General features: G+C 67.5%; 20 protein-coding genes. 10 read left to right on the top strand and 10 right to left on the bottom strand.

The window, feature by feature from the left end:
• Positions 1–21: 21 nt before the first annotated feature.
• The 3 genes from thiE to NMQ09_RS20305 all read left to right on the top strand — a co-directional run bounded on the left by thiE (position 22) and on the right by NMQ09_RS20305 (position 2,624).
• Positions 22–660 carry a thiamine phosphate synthase gene (thiE, locus tag NMQ09_RS20315; protein WP_255192386.1) on the top strand — a complete coding sequence of 213 codons (639 nt, stop codon included), beginning with the start codon at positions 22–24 and terminating at the stop codon, positions 658–660.
• Positions 653–1,486 (top strand): hydroxyethylthiazole kinase, encoded by an 834-nt coding sequence (gene thiM / locus NMQ09_RS20310; protein ID WP_255192385.1) that lies wholly within the window; start codon positions 653–655, stop codon positions 1,484–1,486. The genes thiE and thiM overlap by 8 nt, the downstream gene beginning before the upstream one ends.
• An 88-nt stretch (positions 1,487–1,574) precedes the next feature.
• Positions 1,575–2,624, top strand: a complete 1,050-nt coding sequence (locus tag NMQ09_RS20305) for a Leu/Phe/Val dehydrogenase (RefSeq protein ID WP_255192384.1) — start codon at positions 1,575–1,577, stop codon at positions 2,622–2,624.
• Between the two features lie 24 nt (positions 2,625–2,648).
• On the opposite strand, the gene NMQ09_RS20300 is transcribed toward NMQ09_RS20305, so the two are convergent.
• Positions 2,649–4,040, bottom strand: coding sequence for a cytochrome P450 (locus NMQ09_RS20300; RefSeq protein WP_255192383.1), 1,392 nt, complete (start codon positions 4,038–4,040; stop codon positions 2,649–2,651).
• A gap of 90 nt (positions 4,041–4,130) precedes the next feature.
• Here NMQ09_RS20300 and NMQ09_RS20295 point away from each other — a divergent pair, with 90 nt between their 5' ends.
• The 4 genes from NMQ09_RS20295 to NMQ09_RS20280 all read left to right on the top strand — a co-directional run bounded on the left by NMQ09_RS20295 (position 4,131) and on the right by NMQ09_RS20280 (position 9,274).
• Entirely contained in the window at positions 4,131–4,826 is a 696-nt protein-coding gene (locus NMQ09_RS20295) for a helix-turn-helix domain-containing protein (protein WP_255192382.1), read from the top strand.
• 46 nt (positions 4,827–4,872) lie between these two features.
• Complete coding sequence (locus NMQ09_RS20290; protein ID WP_255192381.1) at positions 4,873–5,847, top strand: AIR synthase family protein; 975 nt, start codon at positions 4,873–4,875, stop codon at positions 5,845–5,847.
• Between the two features lie 45 nt (positions 5,848–5,892).
• Positions 5,893–6,384 (top strand): tRNA (N6-threonylcarbamoyladenosine(37)-N6)-methyltransferase TrmO, encoded by a 492-nt coding sequence (tsaA, locus tag NMQ09_RS20285; RefSeq protein WP_255192380.1) that lies wholly within the window; start codon positions 5,893–5,895, stop codon positions 6,382–6,384.
• 166 nt (positions 6,385–6,550) lie between these two features.
• Positions 6,551–9,274 carry a PAS domain-containing protein gene (locus tag NMQ09_RS20280; RefSeq protein ID WP_255192379.1) on the top strand — a complete coding sequence of 908 codons (2,724 nt, stop codon included), beginning with the start codon at positions 6,551–6,553 and terminating at the stop codon, positions 9,272–9,274.
• Between the two features lie 62 nt (positions 9,275–9,336).
• On the opposite strand, the gene NMQ09_RS20275 is transcribed toward NMQ09_RS20280, so the two are convergent.
• Positions 9,337–10,512 (bottom strand): NAD-binding protein, encoded by a 1,176-nt coding sequence (locus NMQ09_RS20275; protein ID WP_255192378.1) that lies wholly within the window; start codon positions 10,510–10,512, stop codon positions 9,337–9,339.
• A gap of 128 nt (positions 10,513–10,640) precedes the next feature.
• On the bottom strand, positions 10,641–11,864 hold the full coding sequence (locus tag NMQ09_RS20270; protein ID WP_255192377.1) for a lactate racemase domain-containing protein: 1,224 nt from the start codon (positions 11,862–11,864) through the stop codon (positions 10,641–10,643).
• A 122-nt stretch (positions 11,865–11,986) separates the two neighbouring features.
• On the opposite strand from NMQ09_RS20270, the gene NMQ09_RS20265 reads away from it, so the two are divergent.
• Entirely contained in the window at positions 11,987–13,636 is a 1,650-nt protein-coding gene (locus tag NMQ09_RS20265) for a tRNA uridine(34) 5-carboxymethylaminomethyl modification radical SAM/GNAT enzyme Elp3 (protein ID WP_255192376.1), read from the top strand.
• A gap of 37 nt (positions 13,637–13,673) precedes the next feature.
• On the opposite strand, the gene NMQ09_RS20260 is transcribed toward NMQ09_RS20265, so the two are convergent.
• The 5 genes from NMQ09_RS20260 to NMQ09_RS20240 all read right to left on the bottom strand — a co-directional run bounded on the left by NMQ09_RS20260 (position 13,674) and on the right by NMQ09_RS20240 (position 17,253).
• A complete protein-coding gene (locus tag NMQ09_RS20260) occupies positions 13,674–14,357 on the bottom strand; it encodes a hypothetical protein (protein ID WP_255192375.1) in 684 nt (227 codons plus the stop codon).
• 90 nt (positions 14,358–14,447) lie between these two features.
• Positions 14,448–14,654 (bottom strand): hypothetical protein, encoded by a 207-nt coding sequence (locus tag NMQ09_RS20255; RefSeq protein WP_255192374.1) that lies wholly within the window; start codon positions 14,652–14,654, stop codon positions 14,448–14,450.
• Between the two features lie 63 nt (positions 14,655–14,717).
• On the bottom strand, positions 14,718–15,491 hold the full coding sequence (locus NMQ09_RS20250) for an HpcH/HpaI aldolase family protein (protein ID WP_255192373.1): 774 nt from the start codon (positions 15,489–15,491) through the stop codon (positions 14,718–14,720).
• Positions 15,492–15,557: 66 nt separating this feature from the next.
• On the bottom strand, positions 15,558–16,382 hold the full coding sequence (locus tag NMQ09_RS20245) for a ZIP family metal transporter (RefSeq protein ID WP_255192372.1): 825 nt from the start codon (positions 16,380–16,382) through the stop codon (positions 15,558–15,560).
• A gap of 148 nt (positions 16,383–16,530) precedes the next feature.
• The gene (locus NMQ09_RS20240; protein WP_255192371.1) at positions 16,531–17,253 is read right to left on the bottom strand and encodes a hypothetical protein; all 723 of its coding nucleotides are present in this window, start codon (positions 17,251–17,253) and stop codon (positions 16,531–16,533) included.
• 171 nt (positions 17,254–17,424) lie between these two features.
• Here NMQ09_RS20240 and rqcH point away from each other — a divergent pair, with 171 nt between their 5' ends.
• Both rqcH and NMQ09_RS20230 read left to right on the top strand, forming a co-directional pair.
• Positions 17,425–19,539 carry a ribosome rescue protein RqcH gene (rqcH, locus tag NMQ09_RS20235; RefSeq protein ID WP_255192370.1) on the top strand — a complete coding sequence of 705 codons (2,115 nt, stop codon included), beginning with the start codon at positions 17,425–17,427 and terminating at the stop codon, positions 19,537–19,539.
• A gap of 246 nt (positions 19,540–19,785) precedes the next feature.
• Positions 19,786–20,853 carry an mRNA surveillance protein pelota gene (locus tag NMQ09_RS20230; RefSeq protein WP_255192369.1) on the top strand — a complete coding sequence of 356 codons (1,068 nt, stop codon included), beginning with the start codon at positions 19,786–19,788 and terminating at the stop codon, positions 20,851–20,853.
• Between the two features lie 1,380 nt (positions 20,854–22,233).
• On the opposite strand, the gene NMQ09_RS20225 is transcribed toward NMQ09_RS20230, so the two are convergent.
• Together NMQ09_RS20225 and NMQ09_RS20220 are read right to left on the bottom strand one after the other, a co-directional pair.
• Entirely contained in the window at positions 22,234–22,848 is a 615-nt protein-coding gene (locus NMQ09_RS20225; RefSeq protein WP_255192368.1) for a hypothetical protein, read from the bottom strand.
• Entirely contained in the window at positions 22,838–23,164 is a 327-nt protein-coding gene (locus NMQ09_RS20220) for a DUF8065 family protein (protein WP_255192367.1), read from the bottom strand. The genes NMQ09_RS20225 and NMQ09_RS20220 overlap by 11 nt, the downstream gene beginning before the upstream one ends.
• Positions 23,165–23,392: the final 228 nt, after the last annotated feature.

The raw sequence follows: 23,392 nt of genomic DNA, 5'->3' as shown, positions 1-23,392 counted from the left end.
GACTCCCAGGAAGTACCACCCATGAATCGTCCGGATTGGCGGACCTACCTCGTCACCCAGGAGTCGCTCTCGGCGGGCCGATCGACGCCCGAGATCGTTCGCGCGGCGATCGACGGCGGGATCGACGTCGTCCAGCTGCGCGAGAAGGAGACCGACGCTCGGTGGCGGTACGAACGCGGCCGCGAGCTGCGCGAGCTCACCGCCGACGCCGGCGTCGACCTGCTCGTGAACGACCGGGTCGACGTCGCGCTGGCGATCGACGCCGACGGCGTCCACCTCGGCGCCTCGGACCTGCCGGTCGCCGCCGCCCGGGAGCTGCTCGGCCCCGAAGCCGTGATCGGCTACTCGACGGCGGACCCCGAGGAGGCGCGGCGGGCCCAGGCCGACGGCGCGGACTACCTCGGCGTCGGTGCGGTGTACGGTACCACCTCGAAGAAAGACGTCGACGACGAGCAAAATGGGATCGGCCTCGAGCGCGTCCGCGCGGTCGCCGAGGCGGTCGACATTCCGGTGATCGGTATCGGTGGCATCACCGCGGCGAACGCCGCGTCGGTCGTGGAGGCGGGTGCGACGGGCGTGGCGGTCATCAGCGAGATTACGGCCGCGGACGACCCGAAAGGGGCAACTGCCGCGCTCGCGAAGGAGGTCTCCCATGACTGATCCGACCGCAGTCACCGGCGAGACGCTCGCGAGCTCCCTGGAAGCGATCCGGGAGCGCCAGCCGCTCGTGCAGCAGCTCACCAACGAAGTGACGAAAAACGACTTGGCGAACCTCACCCTCCACTGGGGGGCGCTGCCGGTGATGGCCGACGCGCCCGGCGATGCGGGCGAGATGGTCGAACTGGCCGGCGCCGTCCTGCTCAACACCGGTCGGATGAGCGACCGAAATATCGAGGCGCTCCACGAGGCCGGGCGAGCGGCCAACGATCACGGCGTTCCGGTCGTCCTCGATCCCGTCGGCGCGGGCGCGACGCCGACTCGCGACGAGGTCCAGGCCAGCCTCCTCTCGGAGGTCGACGTTGCGGCCATCAAGGGCAACTACGGCGAGATCAGCCATCTGGCGGGCGCCGAGGCGGAGGTGAAAGGCGTCGAATCCGTCGGCGAGTACGCGGAGATCGGCGAGACGGCGCGCTCGCTCGCGGCTGCCACGGGCGCGGCCGTCGTCGCCTCCGGCGTCGAGGACGTCGTGGCGGGACCCGACGCCGCCTACCGCGTCTCCGCGGGCCACGAGCTGCTGGGCGACGTCGTCGGCACCGGCTGCATGCTCGGTGCCTCGGTCGCGTCGTTCTGTGGCGCACTCGAGGACGACCGCATCGCCGCCCTCCACGCCACGCTCGCCTACGGACTCGCCGGTGAGCGCGCGGCCGAGCTCCCCCACAACGGTCCGGCGAGCTACCGGATCAACCTGCTCGATGCCGTCTACGGGCTCACCCCCGACGAAGCGCCGTCGCTCGACCTCGAGGATCGGATCGAACGGATCGCCTGAGCAGCGTGCGGTCGGTGTTTCGACGTCGGTGCTCGACTCGGCGAGAAAATGGGTAGCGTATTTACACCGCCCTCGCAAATATTGCCACATGGTACACGCCGAGATGCTCGAGGGGGGACACGAACAGGTAACGCACGTCGTCGACGAGGCCTCCGGGTTGCGAGCGATCGTCGCGCTCCACGACACGACGCTCGGGCCGGGACTCGGCGGCACGCGACTCATGCCCTACGAGACCGAGGCGGCGGCGCTCCGGGACGTGCTCCGCCTCTCCCGGGCGATGACGTACAAGGCAGCCGCGGCGGACCTCGAGCTCGGCGGGGGGAAGGCGGTGATCGTCGCCGATCCGGCCGAGAAGTCCGAGGCGATGATGGCCGCCTACGGCCGGTTCGTCGACCGTCTCGGGGGAGCCTACGTCACGAGCGTCGACGTGAACACGGGCGTCGACGACATGGACGTCATCGCGGGGGAGACCGACCACGTCACCGGCACCAGCGACGGCCTCGGCGACCCCTCACCGGTGACCTCCCGCGGAGTCTTCGCCGGCGTACGCGCCAGCGTGGAGACCGCCTACGGCACCGACGACCTCTCCGACCGAACCGTCCTGGTCCAGGGACTCGGCAAGGTTGGGAGCGGTCTCGCCGAACGCGCACTCGAGGCCGGCGCGACGGTGAAGGTGAGCGACGTCGACGAAGCCGCCGTCGAGGCGTTCGCCGCCGCCCACGACGTCGGGGTCGTCCCGCCCGAGAACGTTTACGAGGAACCCTGTGACGTCTTCTCGCCGTGTGCGATCGGCGGCGTCGTGAACGACGAGACGGTGCCCCAGCTCGAGTGCGACGTCGTCGCCGGCGGCGCGAACAACATTCTCGAGGATCGCGCCCACGCCGAGCAGCTCCGCGAGCGCGGCATCCTCTACGCTCCCGACTACGTCCTCAACGCCGGCGGACTGATCACGGTCGCGACGGAGTACCGCGGCGGCACGATGGACGAGGCGCTCGCCGACGCCGACCGGATCGGCGACCGGCTGCTCGACCTGTTCGAGCGTGCTGAGGACCGTGGGATTACGCCGATCGAGGCCGCAGACGCCTACGCGGAAGAGCGCATCGCCGCCGGTGGGACGGCGCTCGCGGCCTCGGACTGAAAACGGCGAGCGAAGCGAGCCGTTTTATCCGTCTTTTCGCACCCGCACCCGAACGTCCGACGCCGGCTGCAGCGTCGCGCCAGGCGAGAGCGCCGGCTCGGGGTCGCTCAGGAGGTCGAACTCGAGGCGCTGGACCAGCGTCGCGACGACCAGCGCGAGCTCGAGGCGCGCGAATCGCATGCCGATACAGTGGCGAGGGCCGCCGCCGAAGGGGAAGTAGGCGTACTCCGGCAGCTCGGCCTCGTAGCCGTCGGCCCAGCGCTCCGGGCGGAACGCGTCGGGCTCGTCGTAGAACCGCCCGTCGTGGTGGATCGCGTAGGTGGGCAGCGCGACGATGCTCCCTTCTGGGAGCTCGTAGCCGCCGACGACGGCGTCTTCGGTCGCCTTCCGGAAGAGCATGTACGCCGGCGGGTAGAGCCGCATCGCCTCGGTGACCACCCGGTCGGTGTACTCGAGTGCGGGGACGTCTTCGAAACCGGGCGTCGAGCCGTCGAGGACGTCCTCGAGTTCGGCCTCGAGTCGGGCCCGGACGTCGTCGTGCGTGGCGAGCAGCACGAACGTGTAAGTGAGCGCGAGCGACGTCGTCTCGTGGCCGGCGAAGGTGAACGTGATCAGGTTGTCCCGGACCTCCTCGTCCGTCAGCGTCTCGCCGTCGGGGGTCTCCGCGTGGAGGAGGTTCGACAGCAGATCGTCGCCGCCGTCGCCGCGGCGTCGGTCGATCAGGTCGTCGACGCGCTCGCGGTAGGCGGCCATCGCCCGCCGGTAGCGGCGGTTCCCCGGCGTGGGGAGCCACCGCGGCAGGAACGCGGCGAAGCTCCGGGAGCTACTCTGTTCGTTGATGAGCCGCGCCGCCCGGGTGATCGCCTCGTCGTCCGACCCAGGGTCGACCTCGACGTCGAACAGCGCCTTCGTGAGGATTCGCAGGGTCAGCCTCGAGAACGTCCGGTTCAGCGCGACCTCTTCGCCGTCGTCCCACGTCGCAGCCAGCTCCTCGGCGTAGGCGCTCATCGGCTCGGCGTACGACCGAATCCGCTCCATCGTGAACGCGGGTTCTACGACCTTGCGCTGGCTGCGCCACTGGTCGCCGTGGGTGAACAGGACGCCCTCGGGCGCGAAGTCGAACCCCCGGTCGGCGAAGAGGTAGCGCTCGAACCGATCGGGTTCCTCGACGAGCACCCGCTGGACGTCGGCAGGGTGGAGCAGCGCCGTGACGTCGTTGCCGACGATCCGGTACCGAACGACGTCGCCGTAGGTCCGAAGCTCCTCGAGGAAGCCGAACGGGTCGCGCATGATCTGGTGGACGTTGCCGACGACCGGATAGCCGTCGGGACCTGGCGGGATGGCACCGTTCGAGCCGTCGGCTGCGTCGACCGACCGCTCGTCGTGACCCTCGTCGGTGAGCGGCTCCGTGGTCATACCCTCTCGTGGGTTCGAGAGCCGCTTCGACGTTTCGTCTAGACACCTAGCCCGTTTTTGTATCTGGACGGTGATGCTTCGACTCGAGCGATGAAGTACCTCGAGGTCTGGCTGCGACTCCCCGACCGGCTGTGCCACCCGATGCAGGCGTTCATCCGGCACGACGACGCGCCGTGGTACGAGGAACTGCGTGCCTGGAACCTCGACGGGGCGTCGGACGGAGAGCACGTCCTGTTCTACGTCGAGGGCGACCGCGAACGGTACCGCGAGGCACTCGAGGAGATCGACACGATCCGGGAGTACGCCATCGCCCCGATCGACGCCGACGCCTTCCACGTCTCCGTCCGCGAGGAGACGCGCCCGGAGACGACCACGTGGCGGGGCGCGTTCGCGGAGCTGGAACTCGTCGTCGTGCCGCCGATCCGGTTCGACGAGCGGGGGACGATGGGGCTCACGCTCGTCGGCGACGGCGACGACGCCGCGCGGTTTCTCGAGGCGCTCCCCGACGAGATCGCCGTGACGGTCGACGAGATCGGAACGTACGACCGCCGCGGCGGGACGCTCGCGGGCGCCCTCTCCCGGCGACAGCTCGAAGCCGTCGCGGTCGCCGTCGACGCTGGCTACTACGACGTGCCCCGGACCGCGTCGCTGTCGGCCGTCGCCGACGAACTGGGTATTGCGGAGAGTTCCGCCTCGCTGTTGCTCCGGCGGGCCGAACGAACCGTCCTCTCGAGGCTGCTGGATCGACGCGGTGAGACACGCCGGCGAGCGGCCGTCCGCGAGTGAGCGCGGCTTCGACAGCTACAAACCTCGAATCGTACCAGTACGTACCATGCCCGGCAAAGTGAGCCCGGACGACCTGCTCGCACACGTCTTCGGTCGGACCGGCGAGGCCGACGAGTCGGTTCTCCAGGGGCCAGCCTACGGTGAGGACGCCGCCGCCATCGCGGTGCCGGAGGGGACGCTCGTGGTCAGCTCCGACCCGATTTCCCTCGCCGCTTCGGAGGTCGGAATCCTCGGCGTCCACATCGCCTGCAACGACGTCGCGACCTCGGGGGCCGACCCGCGGTGGCTCACCGTCGTTCTCATGCTCCCCGAACCCGACGAGGCAATCCTCGAGTCGATCACTCGCGACCTCGACGAAGCCGCCGCCGACCTCGGCGCGACGATCGTCGGCGGCCACACCGAGTACGTCGACGCGCTCGAGCGGCCGTTGCTCTCGCTGACGGCGATGGGCGTCGGCGAGTTCGTCCCCACCGGCGGCGCTACGCCCGGCGACCGGGTGCTCCTCACGAAAGCGGCGGGGATCGAGGGGACGGCCATCCTCGCGGCGGATTTCGGCGACGAACTCGGGATCGACTCCGAGGTCCTCGAGCGCGCCGAGGCCTCCCTCTCCGAACTCAGCGTCGTCCCCGACGCCCGCGTCCTGCGCGAGTACGCCACGGCGATGCACGACCCCACCGAGGGCGGCGTCGTCGCGGGACTGTACGAGCTCGCTCACGCTTCGGGCGTCCGCCTCGAGGTCGACCGCGAGGTGATCCCGATCCGGGAGGAGACCCGACAGCTGTGCGACGCGGCGGGCGTCGACCCCCTCCGGATCTTCGGCTCCGGGGCACTGCTCGCGACGGTCCCCGAGGACGACGTCGACGCGGCGCTCGCAGACCTCGAGGAGGCGGGGCTCGAGGCCGCCGAGATCGGTGTCGTCCTCGAGGGCGAACCGGCGCTCCGGATCGGGGACGAGGCGATCGACGAACCGGTCGAGGACGCGCTCTACCCGCTGTGGGCCGACGCCGACGCCGAAGAGTAGGGTGGATGAGGTAGCCATTTGTCGTCCCGCCGCCTCCCTCAGAGCATGACGGACAAGCCAATCGAGTACGAGGCGATCGGCGTGATCCGGACGCCGTACGAGTCTCCAGAGGGGATGCCGATCCAGCCGGTCGGCGCGGCTGACACGCCCGGGACGGTCGAGCTCGACGAGCGCTACGCCGCGGGATTGCAGGATCTGGACGGCTTTTCCCACTGCATTCTGCTGTATCACTTTCACGCGTCCGACGCGGACAGCCCGTTGCACGTCGAGCCGTTTCTCGACGACGCCGAACGTGGCATCTTCGCGACGCGGGCGCCGCGACGACCGAATCCGATCGGCCTCTCGGTCGTCGAGATAGACGACGTCACCGGCAACGAGCTGGCCGTCGTCGGCGTCGACGTCGTGGACGGAACGCCGTTGCTCGACGTCAAGCCGTTCGTCCCCGAGTTCGACATCCCGGAGCGCGCCGAGGCGGGCTGGCTCGAGTCGACCCGTTCGACGGCCCGATCGACGCGGGCCGACGACCGGTTCTGCTGAGCGCGCCGCCTCCATTCCGCTGGCGATCGCCGGCTCACCGTCGAGCCGTCGGTGTCGGGAAACGCCCGACCGCCCGCGACCTGATCGGTTCTTCCGTGCGGACACTCACGCAAAGATGACAGTAAACAGAAACCTTTACCCGTCCGTCGTTTATATGGGTGGCTGAATGACCTCCTCCGACGAGGCCACCGGGCGCCATCGGTTACCTCGCCAACAAGCAGTCAGCGCCGACCTCGGGAGGCGCGCACTCGAACTCGACGATCTCGAGCAACTGTTGTCCGAAACCGCCGTGGCTGTCGGGGAGCCACTCGGGGTGGAGTACGTGTCGATCCTCGACGGTTCGCGGGGCGACGACGCGCTCCTGTTGCGGGAAGGGGTGGGGTGGCGCGACGGACTCGTCGGATCGGCGAAAGTCCCCGCGACCGGGGACTCGGTGGCGGGGCACGTGATACGCACGGGCGAGCCGGTCGTCGTCGAGGACCTCGGAGGCGAGGAACGCCTGTCGGGCTCCGACCTGCTCACCAGCCACGGCGTCGTCAGCGGCATTAGCGTCCCCATCGGCTTGCGCGAGACACCGTGGGGGGTGCTGGGGGCGTACACGTCGACTCCTCGTGCGTTCGACGATCACGCCGTAGATTTCCTCCGGAGCGTGGCGAACGTGCTCGCGATGGCGATCGAGCGCGACCGGTCACAGCCCACGCTCGAGGAGCTCCACGGTCGGATTTCGGATGCGTTCTACTCACTCGACGAGAACTGGCGGTTTACCTACCTCAACGAGCGCGCCGAGGAGTTGATCGACGTCACCGACGAGGGGCTCGTGGGGAAGCACGTCTGGGAGACGTTCGAGTGGGCGGCCGGCTCGATGCTCAAAGTCGAGTACGAACGGGCGATGGACACACAGGAGCCGACCTCGTTCGAACTGTACTACCCCGAGCCGCTCGAGAGCTGGTACGAGATCAACGCCTACCCCTCGGAGACGGGGCTGTCGGTGTACTTCCGCGACGTCACCGAGCGAAAGGAGCGCGAAGCGGTACACGCAGCGGCGATGGAGGAGTTACGAGAGAGCGAAGAGCGGCTTCGGCTCGCCCTCGAGGCCGGCGAGATGGGCACGTGGGAACTCGACTTACAGACCGAGGATTCGCCCGTCAGGTCGCCGAGACACGATCGGATCTTCGGCTACGAGGAGCCGCTCGAGGACTGGGGGTTCGAGACGTTCCTCGAGCACGTCCACCCGGAGGATCGCGAGGAGGTGAAACGGCGCTTCGAGACGGCGTTCGAGACCGGCACGTGGGAGTTCGAGTGTCGGATCGTCCGTGCCGACGGTGAACGACGGGTGATCGCCGCGCAAGGCGAATTCTACTTCGACGACGGGGGCGAGCCGACGCGTGCGGTAGGGGTGGTCAGAGACGTCACCGACCGATACGAGCGGGAACGACACCTCGAAGACGCGAACGCCCGACTCGAGGCGGCGACCGAGGCTGGTGCGATCGGCACCTGGGAGTGGGAGATCCCCGAGGATCGGATGACCGTCGGCGCGTCGTTCGCCGACCAGTTCGGAATCGACCCCGATGAGGCGCGCGAGGGCGTCTCGCTCGAGCGGTTCTTCCCGTCGATCCACGACGCGGATCGCGACCGCGTGAGACGGGCGGTCGAGGAGGCCGTCGACTCCTGTGGCGAGTACGAAGCGGAGTACCGCGTCTGGAACGACGACGACGAACTTCGGTGGGTGCTCGCACGCGGCCACGTCGAGTGTGCCGACGACGGCACCCCCGAGTCGTTTCCGGGCGTTCTCATCGACATCACCGAGCGGAGAACGGCCCAGGAAGCCCTCCGCGAGAGCGAGGCGAAGTTCCGGATGGTCGCGGAGAATCTCGACGAGATCGTCTGGATCATGACGGCTGATGCCGCGGCGTACCTCTACATCAGCCCATCGTTCGACGAGATCTGGGGCGTCAGCCGGCAACGCCTGTACGACGACCCGGAGTCGTACACCCAGTTCGTCCACCCCGACGACCGAGAGCGCGTCAGCGAACGCTTCAGTAGGCTTCCAGACGTCGAGTTCGACGAAGCGTTCCGGGTCGTCAGACCCGACGGGGAACCCCGGTGGCTGGACGTCCGTGGTGAACGCGTCGAAAACGATGACGGGGTGGCCCACGTGATCGGGATCGGCCAGGACGTCACCGAGCGCGTCGAGTACGAGCAAAAACTCGAGGAATCCAACGAGCGGTTAGAGCAGTTCGCCTACGCCGCCAGCCACGACCTCCAGGAGCCCCTGCGGATGGTCACGAGCTACCTCCAGTTACTCGAGCGCCGCTACGTCGACGAACTCGATTCGGACGGACGGGAGTTCGTCGAGTTCGCCGTCGACGGCGCCGAGCGGATGCGCGAGATGATCGACGGGCTCCTCGCGTACTCGCGCGTCGAGACGCAAGGGGAGCCGTTCGAACCGGTCGACCTCGACGCCGTGCTCGACGACGTCCGAGCGGACCTCCGGTTGCAGATCGAGGAGTCGGACGCGAAGATCACGGCCGAGGCGCTGCCCCGCGTCTCCGGCGACGACGGACAGCTCCGACAGGTGTTCCAGAACCTGTTGGCAAACGCGATCGAATACAGCGGCGACGAGCCACCGCGCATCCACGTCTCGGCGACGCGCGACGGGCCGAACTGGCGCCTCTCGGTTCGCGACGAGGGGACCGGCATCGACCCCAGCGATGCCGATCGGGTGTTCGAGGTGTTCCAGCGCCTCCACAGCCACGAGGAGCACGAGGGAACGGGCCTCGGTCTCGCACTCTGTAAGCGCATCGTCGAACGCCACGGCGGGGAGATCCGGGTCGACGCCGAGCGAGGCGACGGCTCGACGTTCTCGTTCACCATCCCTTCGGCCGAGTGAGGGTGCCGAACCGTCGAGCGTGACGGCGGCTCGAGGGTCACCCGTGTGCGTCGTCGAGCCGATCACTCCTCGGCGCCGCCAGCAGCCGTACCCTCGCTCGTCCCGGCCGTCCCCAGTGCGGCGTCGACGACCACGGAGCCGAGCGGATTCCAGGGATCGAGCGCGACGTCGGCCCCGAGTCGCTCGAGCGCGCCGACGCGCCCACCCGGCGCGAGCGCCACGAGTGGCACGCTCGTGTCGACTGATCGGACGGCGAGCACCCCGTATGCTGTCGCCGCCTCGTCAGCCGTCGCGACGACGACCGCAGTCGCCCGTTCGAGGGCGGTCGCCTCGAGCGTCCGTTCGTCGGTCGGATCGCCGTGGACGACGGCGACGCCGTGGGCCTCGAGCCACGCCGCCCGGTCGGCGTCGGGGGTCACGACGAGAAACGGCGACGGTCGAGCCGCGAGCGTCGCGAGCACGGGAACCGTCAACTCGTCGAAGCCGAGGACGACGATTCGCTCGCTCCCGCCCGATTGGTCGGCGTCCGTCGACTGTCCACCGTCGGCAGTCAGCCGTTGCCCCGTCCGGGAGAGGTGCTCCTGGAGTGCGGGGCCAACCAGGCTGCCGACGACGACGCCGACGGCCGTCGGTCCCAGGATCACGAGCGAGATGACGAACAGCCGCGCCCCCGTCGACACGGCGTGGACGTCGCCGTAGCCGACCGTACTCGCGGTCACGAGGGTGAAGTAGAGGGCGTCGACGACGGTGGAGACGCCGTCGAACTCCGCCCGGAGTGCGTACGCGCCCGCGGTGCCGTAGGCCACGACGCCGACGACGGCGAGCAGCGCGCCGACCTGCGTCGACTCGAACGAGAACGAGCGGGTGAATCGGGGACTCGTGAGGGCAAGCACGACGAAGCCGACGAGCGAGAGCACCACGAGCGGGATCGAGAGTGCGCGCGAGTGAACGACCCCGTGTATCCCCGCGAGGACGACGAGAACCGCCGCCGAGAGGTACGCGAGCCGATAGCCACGGCGCATGCCCCACGCGGTGACGAGCAGGGCGAAGCCGACAATCGTGCCGCTGAACTCCGCGACCGCCTGGACGGTTTCGACGACTCCCTCGCCCTCGAGCGCGGGTTCGGTGACGATGGCCACGATCCCAGTCGCGATCGAGGTGAGCGCGACGGCGACGACGAGCCAGACGGCGACGTGGACGCCGGGTCGGCGCCCTCGAGCACGCAAACGGTCGAGCATAGGGTGCCCACGACGCCGACGGGGATAAAGCCGGAAACCGCGGGCGTCTCGAGGATTTCGCGGCTCTCCCCGTCGAGTTCGAGGATCGCGCTCGAGTCGAGCATCGACTGACCCCGGCCGTCGTCTCCTCAGCCGTCGACGAGCAACGTGTGCAACGCGTCGGGGACGACGAGCACGTCGCTTCCGGGCTCGAGGGCGTCCTCGACGGTCGCCTCGGCACGCATGAGACACGCCTCGACGACGTCGGGCGAGTGGCTGTTTGTCACGTAAACGTCGTGATCTCTGAGGACGCGAGCGACGACGAACGCTCGCTGGGCGCCGGGGTCGTACCCCTCGCGCAGCTCGCGGTAGAGCGACGCCGCGTCGTCGGCGTTCCGGAGGCGGTCGTAAAACCGCCGTTCGCCTTTCCCCTCGCCGGCCCCTTCCTCGAGGGTCGCCGGGACGACGAGCCGTCCCCCCTCACGGAGCGGGTTCCGATCGCCCAGCGCGACGTACGTCGCCGCCCGCGTCGCCTGATAGAGGTTCGCGTCCTTGGGCGCGCCGACGCCGCAGACGACGGCGTCGTACTCGCGGGAGACGGGGACCGACAGGGCGTCTCGAGCGACGTCGGCGAGCTCTCGAACCACCGCGCGACCGTCGCCAGCGCTCACCCCGAGGATGCCGTCGGGGCCGTGGGTCAGGTTGAGGCTACAGTCGATCCCCACGAGGTCGCCCGCCCGGTCGAGAATCTCGCGGAAGGGGTTCCCCTCGAGTCGCCCCAGCCGGACGGCCGCCCTGGAGAGGACGTCGGGACCGTGGGTGTACCGGATGATCGACTCGCTGCCGGCCCCGATGACGACGGTTTTCGCGCCGCCGGAGAAGCCGGCGTACTGGTGGGGCTCGACGACGCCCGTCGAGAGGACGCTGTCGGCCGCAACGACCGGCTCGCCCACCTCGATCGGGACGCCGTCGACCTCGCCGACCTCGACGACGGATTCGGGATCGTGGTTCACCGCGAGGTCGGCGTGGGGGCCGAGCATCGCCTCGAGTTCGGCGTCGGTCATCGGCCGGTGGAGTCCGAGGCCGACGACGACCGTGAGCTGGTCGCGAGAGACGCCGATGTCGGCTAACTCCTCGAGCAGGACGTCGAGCAGGACGTCGTCGGGCACGTTGCGGGTAACGTCGGTGACGACGATCGCCACCTCGTCGTCGGGGTCGACGCGCTCGACGAGCGGTGGGCCGTGCGGGTCGGCGAGGGCGGCTTCGGCCGCTTCCCGGACGTCGACGGGCGGGCGACCCGGCGCCTCGGCGACCGTCACGTCACACGCCGGCAACTGCACCTCGATCGTCCCCGCCCCGAGTGGAAGGTTCATAGCCAGCGTTGGGTCGGGGAGAGCAAAAGGGCTCCCCGACTCCTCGCACACGGCTCCGGCCGACCGTAGCCGTCACGGCCGAGGCGACACGCTTAACCGCGATCCGCGGCGAATGTGTCTCGATGAGCGGTGCCAGCGAGACGGAGACGCTCGAGCGGGTCTGTGAGACCCTCGCCGAGCGAATTCTCGAGGGTGAGATCGATCGCGACGAGGTCGAACAGGCCAAGCTCGCGGCGTGTGCCGAGCACTCGGCCCCGACGGTGCCGAAGAACTCTCAGATCCTCGATCACGCACCGCAAGAACACCGCGAGGAGCTCGAGGCCGTACTCCAGCGCAAACCCGTTCGCACCGCCTCTGGCGTCTCGCCGGTGGCGATTATGACCTCGCCCGAACGCTGTCCCCACGGCAAGTGTCTCTACTGTCCCGGGGGGCCGGACTCGGAGTTTTCGAGCTCCCAGAGCTACACCGGTGAGGAGCCCGCCGCCGCCCGCGGCGTCCAGAACGACTACGACCCGTACGGCCAGGTGACGCTGCGCCTGGAGCAACTCCGGGAGATCGGCCACCCCGTCGACAAGGTCGAGCTGATCCTCATGGGCGGGACGATGACTGCCCGTTCTCACGACTACCAGGAGTGGTTCGTCAAGCGGGCGCTCGAGGCGATGAACGACTACGACGTCGAAAAGGAGCCCGAGCCCGCCGAGGGCGTCAGTTTCGCCCAGGAGCCTTCTGAGTACGAGTTCAGCTACGTCGAGGACGTGATCGCCGAGAACGAGACCGCCGACGTCCGAAACATCGGGACGACGTTCGAGACCAAACCGGACTGGTGTGATCCCGAGCAGATCGACCGGATGCTCGAGCTCGGTGGCACCAAAGTCGAGGTCGGCGTCCAGACGACCTACGAGCGGATCAATCGGGAGATGCACCGCGGCCACGGCACGGCGGACTCGATCGACGCCAACCGGCGGCTGCGCGATTCGGCGTTCAAAGTCGGCTTCCACATGATGCCCGGCCAGCCCGGGATGAGCACGGAGATGTGTCTCGAGGACTTTCGGGAGCTGTTCGACTCGCCGCAGTGGCGCCCCGACTACCTCAAGATCTATCCGACGCTCGTCGTCCGTGGGACGGCGACCTACGACTGGTGGTACAAAGGGGAGTACGACCCCCTCGACAACGAGACGGCCGCCGAGCTGGTCGCCGAGATCAAGTCGATGATTCCCCGCTACACCCGTCTCCAGCGCGTTCAGCGGGACATCCCCGCGGACTTCATCGACGCTGGCGTTTGGAAGTCGAACCTCCGACAGCTCGCCCGACAGCGGATGGAAGAGCACGGCTGGAACTGCGAGTGCATCCGCTGTCGCGAGGCCGGGATGAACGACGAGGAGCCCGAACACGTCGAACTCGACGTCCTCGAGTACGAGGCCTGTGGCGGCACAGAACACTTCATCTCCTTCGAGGACTTCGAGAAGGACTTGCTCGTCGGCTTCTGTCGGCTGCGGTTTCCCAACGAGCCCGTGCGGCCGGAACTCGAGAACGCCGCGCTACTCCGAGAACTCCACGTCTACGGCTCGGAGGTGTCGGTCGGTGACGAGGGCGAGGACGGTGCTCACCAGCACCAGGGCTACGGCCGCCGGCTGATGGACCGCGCCGAGGAACTGGCCGCCGACGCCGGCTACGACAAGCTGAGCGTCATCTCGGGCATCGGCGCTCGAGAGTACTACCGGGAGAAACTCGGCTACCACCAGGACGGGCCGTACGTGAGCAAGCGGCTCTGAGCAGCGACCGGCCGAAAAATCGATGCGGTACCTCGGGCTACGCGTCCGGGACTTCTTCGAGACGGACCGCGTCGTCGGGCGTCTCAGACCGGAGGTACTCTCCGAGGAGCGCCACCGCCGCGACGAACGGAGCGATCATGATCGCGCCGACGATCGGTCCGAGGCCGAGCGCCTCGCCGACGGGGCCCGCGAGCAGGGTAGCGGGCAGCACGAGGATCAGCAGTCCGGCGACGAGTTTGGGCAGCATCCCCGTCCGGAGGAGCGAGACGCCCATGAGCAACGCTCCCACGTTGATGAAGATCATGAGTCCGAGCCCGATGACCGCGTTCCCGGGATCGACTACCTCCACGGCACCGACGGCTGGCGCAGCGGTCACGACGAGGAAGCCGACGGCGGCCATCGCAGAACCAATCACGGCGAGGTCGACGCCGATGCGCCAGAGGCGATCGTCGGCGCCCAGCATCCGGGCGCGAAGCGCCACGAAGCCGGCGAACATCCCCGTCCACGCGAGGAACAGGGAGCCTTCACCCATGTAGTAGGGAAGGCTCCCGATCTCGTGCCAGACGGGGACGGCTCCCTGTGCCTGTACGATCGTCGAAATCGTGATGTATGCGAACAGGAGGGGCGCGCCAAGGATGCCCGCGCTGCCGGCGAGGCGAACGCGGTGTGGCGTCCATCGGCCCGCTGGTAGCGACACCGGTTGTGAGGTGTATTTGACCATGTGGTTCACCGACTCTCCAGGAAGAGAATCGACTATCAGTAGGTCGCCGACGGGACTAAGGGGGGCACCTGATCCATCAGGTCGTCGTCCTCAGTGGCGGCGGGGATCGTCGCTCACGCCCCAGAAGATCCGGTAGGCGAGGTAGCCGACGACCAGCGCGAACGCGAACGTCGCGACCGTCTCGGTGAACCAGACGATCGCGTACAGGAGCCGGGTCAGGGTCCGGACGACCACGTAGCCGCCGAAGATCGCCACGAAGACCACGAGGCCGCCGATGGCGGCGCGAACGCGTTGCATATCCCTCCTCCTTCCTGCCGAGAAAAATAGCTCCCGGTCGCTCGAGCGACGACCGACCCTCGCTCAGCCGTCTCGCTCCTCGAGTGCCGCCTCGAACGCCGCCTTCGCCCGCTGGCTGCCGTCGACGACGTAGTTCGCGTCGAGCCCGACCATCATGAAGTCGAAGCCGCGGGCCAGCCAGCGCTCGACGTCCGCCTCGGAGAGCGCGAGCGTCGAGACGGCCGTCTCGGCCGCGTGGCCGGCCTCGAGGATCCGGTCGACGGCCGCCAGAAACTCCTCGTCGTCCCACTCGCCGAAGACGCCGAGGTTCGCCGAGAGGTCCGCGGGGCCGACGAACAGCCCGTCGAGGCCGGGGACGGCGGCGATCGCTTCGACGTTCTCGAGGCCCTCGAGCGTCTCGATCTGGGCGATGGTGATCGGGTCGGGGCCATCCCGGACGTACTCGGGCAGGTCGAGGCCGTACCGGGCGGCGCGCTCGCCGGCGACGCCGCGGATTCCTTCGGGCGGGTAACGCGTCGCCTCGACGAGCGCCTCGGCTTCCTCGGCCGTGCCGACCATCGGCGCCATCACGCCGCTGACGCCGGCGTCGAGGACGCGCTTGACCACGACGGGATCGTTCCACGGCAGGCGGACGATCGCCTCGGTGTCGGTCCCCGCGGCGTCCATCCCGCGGGCCATCGCCAGTACCGTCTCGAGGCTGTTCGGCGTGTGCTCGACGTCCAGCACCACGAAGTCGAAGCCGAGTTCGGCGCTGATCTCGGCGACGGCGGGATCCCGAAGGGTGAGCCAGTTGCCGACGGCCGGTTCCCGTTCGCGAATCGTCGTTGCGAGTGTCACGCCCTCGAGTTCACACGAGGACGGTAAAAAGCCACCTCACCCGGCGAGCGCCGTGTCGACGTCACGTCACACGGCGAGCACGGTGTCGACGACGAGCATGAGCGAGAAGCCGAGGACGAACGTCGCCGTCGCCGTGTCGGCGTAGCCGTGGCCGTGACTCGAGGGCACCAGTTCCCGGAAGACGACGGCGATCATCGCGCCGGCGGCGAAGCCTGCGGCGAGCGGAAAGAGGCCGGTGACGAGGACGACGAGCGAGAAGCCGACGGCGGCGGCGACCGGTTCCGGAACGCCCCCCGAGAGGGTCGTGTAGAGGACGACCTTCGACCGTGAGACGCCCGCTCGAGCGGCGGGGACGGCCATCGCGAAGCCGTCGGGGACGTTCTGGACGGCGATGGCGGTCGCGATGGCGAACCCGAGTCCCGTTTCGCCGCTGGCGAAGGCGATGCCGACGGCCAGTCCCTCGGGGACGTTGTGGATCGTCACCGCGCTCCCGACGAGGACGGCCCGCCGGAGGTCGTCCGTCCGGTCGGCGTCCTCGCGGGACGCCTCGAGCGTGGGGAGGTTCTCGGCTGGGTCCTCGAGGACGATGGTCCCCTCGGCGGCCTCGCCACGGAAGCGGAGGTGCAAGTGCGGCAGCAGGGCGTTCGCCGCGAGCAGAAACGCGCCGCCTGCGAGGACGCCGGCGACGACCTCCCATGGCGAGCCGAATTCGAGGCCGGGGACGACGAGCGCGAACACTGCGGCCCCGACCATGACGCCGCCGGCGAACCCGATCGCGCCGTCGTAGACGCGGTGGCTGACCCGGTCGGTGACGAGCGTCGGCAGCGCGCCGAGGCCGGTCGCACAGCCCGCGAGCGTGGCGACGAGGAGTACCTCGCCGAGCGAGGCCATGGCGGTGGCTTCGCGCTCGAGTGTCAAAGGCTACGGCCCGCTTCGCGCTCGCTGTGAACGGGCGTACTCATTCGGTCTGTTGTACTTCGTTACCGGTGATCGCTCGAACAGGGCAGCGATCACCGGTAAAACGGTATACTGATCCGTCTCAGGCGTCGTCCGGCTCGGGCGCGTCGTCCCCGTCTCCGGGCGCGTCGGCGTCGATCGACACCTCGAGTTCGAGCAGGCCGAGGTAGTCGGGTGCGCCAGCGCCCGCCCGGAACGCCTCCGGCGAGGACTCGACGAGGCTGTAGAAGTCCGGCTGGTTGTCTGGAACGAGCGTCCGTCCGTCCGGCAGCTGGACGAGCGCCGGCGAGTCGGTCGCCTGGATCACCTCGAGGCGCTCGGCCCAGGACTCCCCGCCGTAGAGGAAGAGGCCGAAGGAGAACTGGCCCGCGGCCACCGCCTCGCGTTTCGAGTCGAACTGCGTGGCCTCCTCGGCCTCGAACTCCTCGTCGGTCATCCAGGCGAGGACGACCGCCTCGTCGGTCTGGACGAGGTACCAGTCCCAGCCGAGCGTCACGTCGAACACGGCCCAGGTGCTCCGGGGGCCGACGGCGTCGACCTCGAGGCTGAACGCCGGGACGTCTCGCGAGCCGACGGGTTCGCGGACGAACATCCCGTTGTAGGCGGGCACCCGGACGCCGCGGTAGTGGAAGACGACGCCCTCGATATCGAGGTCGGGAGCGGCTTCGGCGACCAGCGCGCGGACGTCGAGGCCACCCGCCGCTTCTAACCGATCGACGAACGAGTCGAACCGGTGGACGTCGTCGTCCGGTTCCGAGTCCGCGTCGTCGTCGTCCTTCGGCGGTCCGTACATGTCGGCGGTCATCGAACGACCCCCCCGGCACCGACGACTGTTTCCATGCGTTTGTGCAACGGGCGAGAACGGATAAAGACCACGAGTGCGCTCGCTCGAGCCGGTTTCCCGGGTGCGGATCGAGCCCGCCACCGACTCGAGCGGGAGCGACACGTCTTTTTGACCGGGCCCGGCAGTTGTGGTATGGATCCGAAGCGGGAACTCACTAGCGTCGACCTCGCCGCCCTCGTTCGGGAGTTCGGGGCCTACGAGGGGGCGAAAGTCGACAAGGCCTACCTCTACGGCGACGACCTCCTCCGGCTCAAGATGCGCGACTTCGACCGGGGCCGCCTCGAGGTACTGATCGAGGTCGGCGAGGTCAAGCGCGCCCACACGGTCTCGCCCGAGCGCGTCCCCGATGCACCCGGCCGGCCACCCCAGTTCGCGATGATGCTTCGAAACCGCCTGTCGGGCGCCGACTTCGTCGGCGTCGAGCAGTACGAGTTCGACCGCATCCTCGAGTTCGTCTTCGACCGCGAGGACGGGATGACGAGACTCATCGTCGAACTGTTCGGCCAGGGGAACGTCGCCGTCACGAACGGCGAGTACGAGGTGATCGACTCCCTCGAGACGGTTCGGCTGAAATCTCGAACCGTTGCGCCCGGCTCCCGATACGAGTTCCCAGAGAGCCGTCTCGACCCACTGTCGGTCTCACGGGAGGCGTTCGATCACCACATGGACGAGTCGGACACCGACGTCGTCCGAACCCTCGCGACCCAGCTCAACCTCGGCGGGCTCTACGCCGAGGAGCTGTGCACCCGGGCGGGCGTCGAGAAGGCCCTCGACATCGACGACGCGGACGAGGAGGTGTACGACCGGCTCTACGGGGCACTCGAGCGCCTCGCGATCGACGTCCGAAACGGCAACGTCGAGCCGCGGCTCTACCTCGAGGACGGCGACGACGCCGAGGGACGGGTCGTCGACGTCACGCCGTTCCCGCTCGAAGAACACGCTCACCTCGCCGCCGAACCCTCCGACACGTTCCTCGCGGCGCTCGACGACTACTTCTTCCGCCTCGAGCTGGACGACGGCGAGCCCGAGCCGGGCACCCAGCGGCCGGACTTCGAGGAGCAGATCGCCAAACACGAGCGGATCGTCGCACAGCAGGAGGGGGCGATCGAGGGCTTCGAACAGCAGGCGGAGGCCGAACGCGAACGGGCCGAGTTGCTGTACGCGAACTACGGGCTGGTGGACGAGATCCTCTCGACGGTCCAGCGCGCCCGCGAGCAGGACCGCCCGTGGGAGGAGATCGAGGCACTGTTCGAGGAGGGCAAAGAACGCGGCATCGAGGCCGCCGAGGCGGTCGTCGCCGTCGACGGGAGCGAGGGGATGGTGACCGTCGACGTCGACGGCGAGCGAATCGACCTGGTGGCTCGCCACGGCGTCGAGAAGAACGCCGACCGGCTCTACACCGAGGCGAAACGCGTCGCCGAAAAGAAAGAGGGCGCCCTCGCCGCCATCGAGGACACCCGCGAGCAGCTGGCGGAGATCGAACGTCGCCGCGACGAGTGGGAGGCCGACGACGGCGAGCCGGATGAGGCCGACGAGGACGAGGACGAGGAGCGTGACTGGCTCGCCGAACCCTCCGTCCCCGTCCGCCGGACCGAGGAGTGGTACGAACGCTTCCGGTGGTTCCACACGAGCGACGACTTCCTCGTCATCGGCGGCCGGAACGCCGACCAGAACGAAGAACTCGTGAAGAAGTATTTAGAGCGCGGCGACAAGGTGTTTCACACGCAGGCTCACGGCGGCCCCGTCACGGTGCTCAAGGCGACCGACCCGAGCGAGCCCTCGAGCGCGGACGTCGAGATCCCCGACTCGAGCCTCGAGGAAGCCGCCCAGTTCGCCGTCTCCTACGCCTCGGTCTGGAAGGACGGCCGCTACGCGGGCGACGTCTACATGGTGGATTCAGACCAGGTGACGAAGACGCCGGAAAGCGGCGAGTACCTCGAGAAAGGTGGCTTCGCGATCCGGGGTGAGCGGACGTACTTCGACGATACGCCCGTGGGCGTCGCGGTCGGCATCCAGTGTGAACCCACCACGCAGGTCGTCGGCGGACCCCCGTCGGCGATCGAGGAGGTTGCGGTGACGACGATCCGGGTCGAACCCGGTCGGTTCGCCCAGGCCGACGCGGCCAAGCGGATCTACCGGCGGCTGCGCGAGCGATTCGAGGACGAGTCGTTCGTTCGCAAGATCGCCAGCCCGGACAAGATCCAGCACTTCTTGCCGCCGGGCGGGAGTCGGGTCGTCGAGGACTGACCGTCGCGAGCGTCGACTCGCGCCGATCGTCCTCAGAAGAGCGTGACGTTCACCCAGTGAATCGCGGCGAAGATGGCGAGAATCGATATCGAGAGCACGATGGCGACTTTGAGAGCGTCCAGGATCATGCAGTTCTATTCACAGCTCGGTTACTTAATAATTCCTCAGCCGTCGCTCGAGTGACGCCGACCCGGCCCGGACAGATCGATCGCAGCCCACTTACCGCCTCCCCGTGAACGAGTTCCCATGCAGATCAAGAGCCGGGAGCAGCTCGAGGGTGGCCGCGAGCGCGTCACCGTCGTCCCCGAGAGCCTGGACGACCTCTGGCACCTCCAGTACGTCCTCGAGCCCGGCGACCGCGTCGCCGGCGACACCACCCGGCGGATCCAGCGCAACGACGACCAGATGCGCGATACGGGTGGCGAGCGCGAGCACATGTGGGTCGCGATCGCCGTCGAGACGGTCGAGTTCCACAAGTTCGCCAACCGGCTGCGGGTAGGCGGCGAGATCGTCGCCTGCTCCCGGGAGGATCAGCTCGGCTTCCACCACACGCTCAACGTCGAAGAGCGCGAGGAGATCTCGATCGATAAGTGGTGGAAACCCGACCAGCGCGAGCGACTCGAGGAGGCCGAGGAAGCCGCCGAGAGCCCCGACGTCGCCATCGCCACCGTCGAAGAGGGGCAGGCCCACGTCCACACGGTCGCCCAGTACGGCACCGAGGAACGGGCGACCATCACGGGGCCGACGGGCAAAGGCGAGTACGCCCGCGAGCGCTCGGAGCTGTTCGCCGAACTCGCGACGGTCCTGAAACGACTCGAGGTCGACGCCATCATCCTCGCCGGCCCCGGCTTCACGAAGCAGGACGCCTACAAGTACGTAGAACAGAACGAGCCCGAGGTCGCCGACCTCGTCACGATGGTCGACACGGCGAGCGTCGGCGACCGCGGCGTCCACGAGGTCCTCAAACGGGGGGCCGTCGCGGACGTCCAGCAGGAGACCCGGATCGAGAGCGAGGCCGAAGACATCGACGAACTCACTCGGCGCATCGCCGAGGGGGCGAAAGCCGCCTACGGTCCCGAAGAGGTGGCGAAGGCCGCCGAGTACGGCGCCATCGAGCGCCTGCTCGTACTCGACGACCGCCTGCGTCAGGAACGCGGCCCTGACGGCGAGTGGACCGTCGACGTCGACGAGATCGTCCGCACGGCCGAACAGAAAGGCGGCGAGGTGACCGTCTTCTCGAGTGAGTTCCCGCCCGGTCAGCAACTGTCGAACCTGGGAGGGATCGCGGCACTGTTGCGCTACCGACTCGAGTGAACGGCCAGCGCGACGAACGGACTCGAGGTCGGTGACTGACCGAGGACTGTTTTCGAACATCGTGTAGCCAGGTCGAAGACACCAGCGACCAGTCAGACGCCAACCGGACGAACGCTCGAGGCAGCCGACGTCCTCGAGGGTTCCGGTGTGTGATTTCGTGAGGACCGGCTCTCAGTCGCGATGTCGACGGACTCGTCACTTCGGCCGTGATCGACCACCAGTCGCCGATTCTATATCGTGGAATTTGGTTTATCGGGGTGGGGTCGTCGGCGACGTCAGGTGGCCGGGCTCGAGGCGGCTCGTTCGGGCTGTCGCTCGTCAGGACCCGAGACCGCTCGAACCTGGTTGGGTGACGGCTGCCAAGGTGCTTTCAAGGCGACTGCTTCTCACCTGGGCTTCGGGACGCAACCTCCGACTTCGGACCGCACGCTCGCGTGCTGGCTGACCAGCTCACTCGCGTCGCTGCACGCCTCTCGCCTGGTAGGCGTCTCGCCATCGGACGTTTCGCTGCCCGATCGAGGTTCACGGCCCCGGTTGCTCCCGGCGTCGGCCGGACTGGGTGGGTCGCGCGACCCGTATACTGGCCGCTTCGGTATAGTAACCGTTGAACGTCATTGCACACCCGGTCACGACCGTTGGCGGACAGCCTCGCCGACGAGGCCGAGGCTGCCCGCCCGGCTGTGACCGGGGGTAACTCGTTTCAACGAGCACTATAGCCGTCCGGAGGCGACACGTCGCGGCTCACTCGAGTACGAGTGGCCGCTCGACGTTCAGACCGCGACGGTGGGGCTCGTCCGCGCCGTCGGCTGGGTGAGTCGGGATCGATTCCGTTCGGTCTCGGTCCTCCCCTCCGTGCGCGCGTTCGCATACCACTGCGGCGAGAACGGTCAACGGGCGGCGTCGAGAACTGGTTAGTTCATACTACTGGACAACAGTCAGTCCCCACTCGATCGCGCTGTGACCGGCCGTCAGCGAATCCGACGGCCGGTCGCGTGCGATCGATGTGTGAACCGGTCCGGCAGTATCACTCGAGGGCGTTCTCACGGGTCTCGGTCTCAGCTGAGCCCGATCGTACTCACAACGGTTGGAACGCACTCCTCGTCGACGCGACGACTCCTCGAGCGGTCGATGACGGGCTCGAGCAGCCACCCGTTCCGGTATAAACTATATACTGCTACATAAAATCAGTGTCCTGGTGATCACTATAGTAGCCGTTGAAAGTCATTGCACACCTGGTCACGACCGTTGTCGGGCAGCCTCGTCGACGAGGTCGAGGCTGCCCGCTCGGCTGTGACCGGGTGTAAACCGTTTCAACGAGTACTATAGCTGCTCCGGTGCCTGCTTGCTCTGTACTGGTCAGCTGGAACACAGTTTGTCGGATCAGGTTGGTGGAAGAGCGTCATCATATTCGCCGCCAAGGATTTCGGAACAATCGACGGGAATACTGGTCCACGCGTTCTTCACAACTTCGTACCCGGTCCACCCTTCCGTCCGAATCATCTCCACGGTTGCCTCGCAGAATTCAGGCTTTGCGATGAGGTCGTTATCAAGCAGGATGTAGAGGAGATACGGTGGTCCCACAACGTCGATGTCGTACGCGTTGTCCTCAATGAGACGCCGAATTGACCGTCTCGCAGCTGAGTCAAGAATCGAGACGATCTGATACGAAGAAGCATGCTCAGAAAGCTCCTGCTTGAGCGATTGCTCGCCTGCGTCTGGCCCATGCGGGCGGGGAACGACAGTTACGCACGACCACGGCGACGAATCCTCGTCTAGATGTTCAAGAACACGTTGGCTTCCTTGTTTTAAGTAGTGCTCACGGCTGCCCTCAGGCGGGTATTTGTTCGAGCTGACGTGGTTTTGCAGTTCGTGCTTGCAGACGTTTGTCGTTGTAAGGTGGATCGCGTCTTTCAGCAGTTCCCACTGAGTGGTGTTCGCAACCGCGATCAAGGAACTCGTATCAGCCAGTATCGGATAGCGAGCCTCACTCGCCATCGCTGCCCGTCAAGAACGCGGACGTGTCTCGTTCCATAGCCGCCTCGAACGACTCTTTCTCCTCATCCATCCGATTGAGTTTCTCACCGAGAAGGACACGGGCCACGTCCTCACTGATCTCACCGCGACTGTATCGTTCGTACACCGCGATCTTGTCTTGTTCGTCTAATGACTGTCGAAGCATTTCGACTAGCCCGACGCGGGCGAGCTCGCTCACGTTGATGCCACCGATGTGGATTTCATCGAGGAGTTCCGCGGCCTCTTTTTCGGCTCCGGCACGGAACTGAATCGTCTTGTCGTAGCTTGATCCGCTCATACAGCGACGTTTGACGGGGAGAGTCATATATGTTATGACGCGTACCTACCTGTCATTACAAATGGCCGAGAACGTAGCACTATCAGACAGACTCTCCTCTTTCAAGAGGTGCGACATGAGTTGGGAATCGTGCAGAATCATTCTGATCTAATGAAATGAGAGAACGCTAGTGAACTCGTCGGGATCGGTAGGTCACACCATCGTGTTTCGAGCACGGGCTCTACCCAC

It is taken from the genome of Natronobeatus ordinarius (assembly GCF_024362485.1).
In the GTDB taxonomy this organism is placed as follows: Archaea; Halobacteriota; Halobacteria; order Halobacteriales; family Natrialbaceae; genus Natronobeatus; species Natronobeatus ordinarius.
The sequence above is the reverse complement of the archived record's forward strand: the minus strand, read 5'-3'. Positions and strand labels throughout refer to the sequence as shown.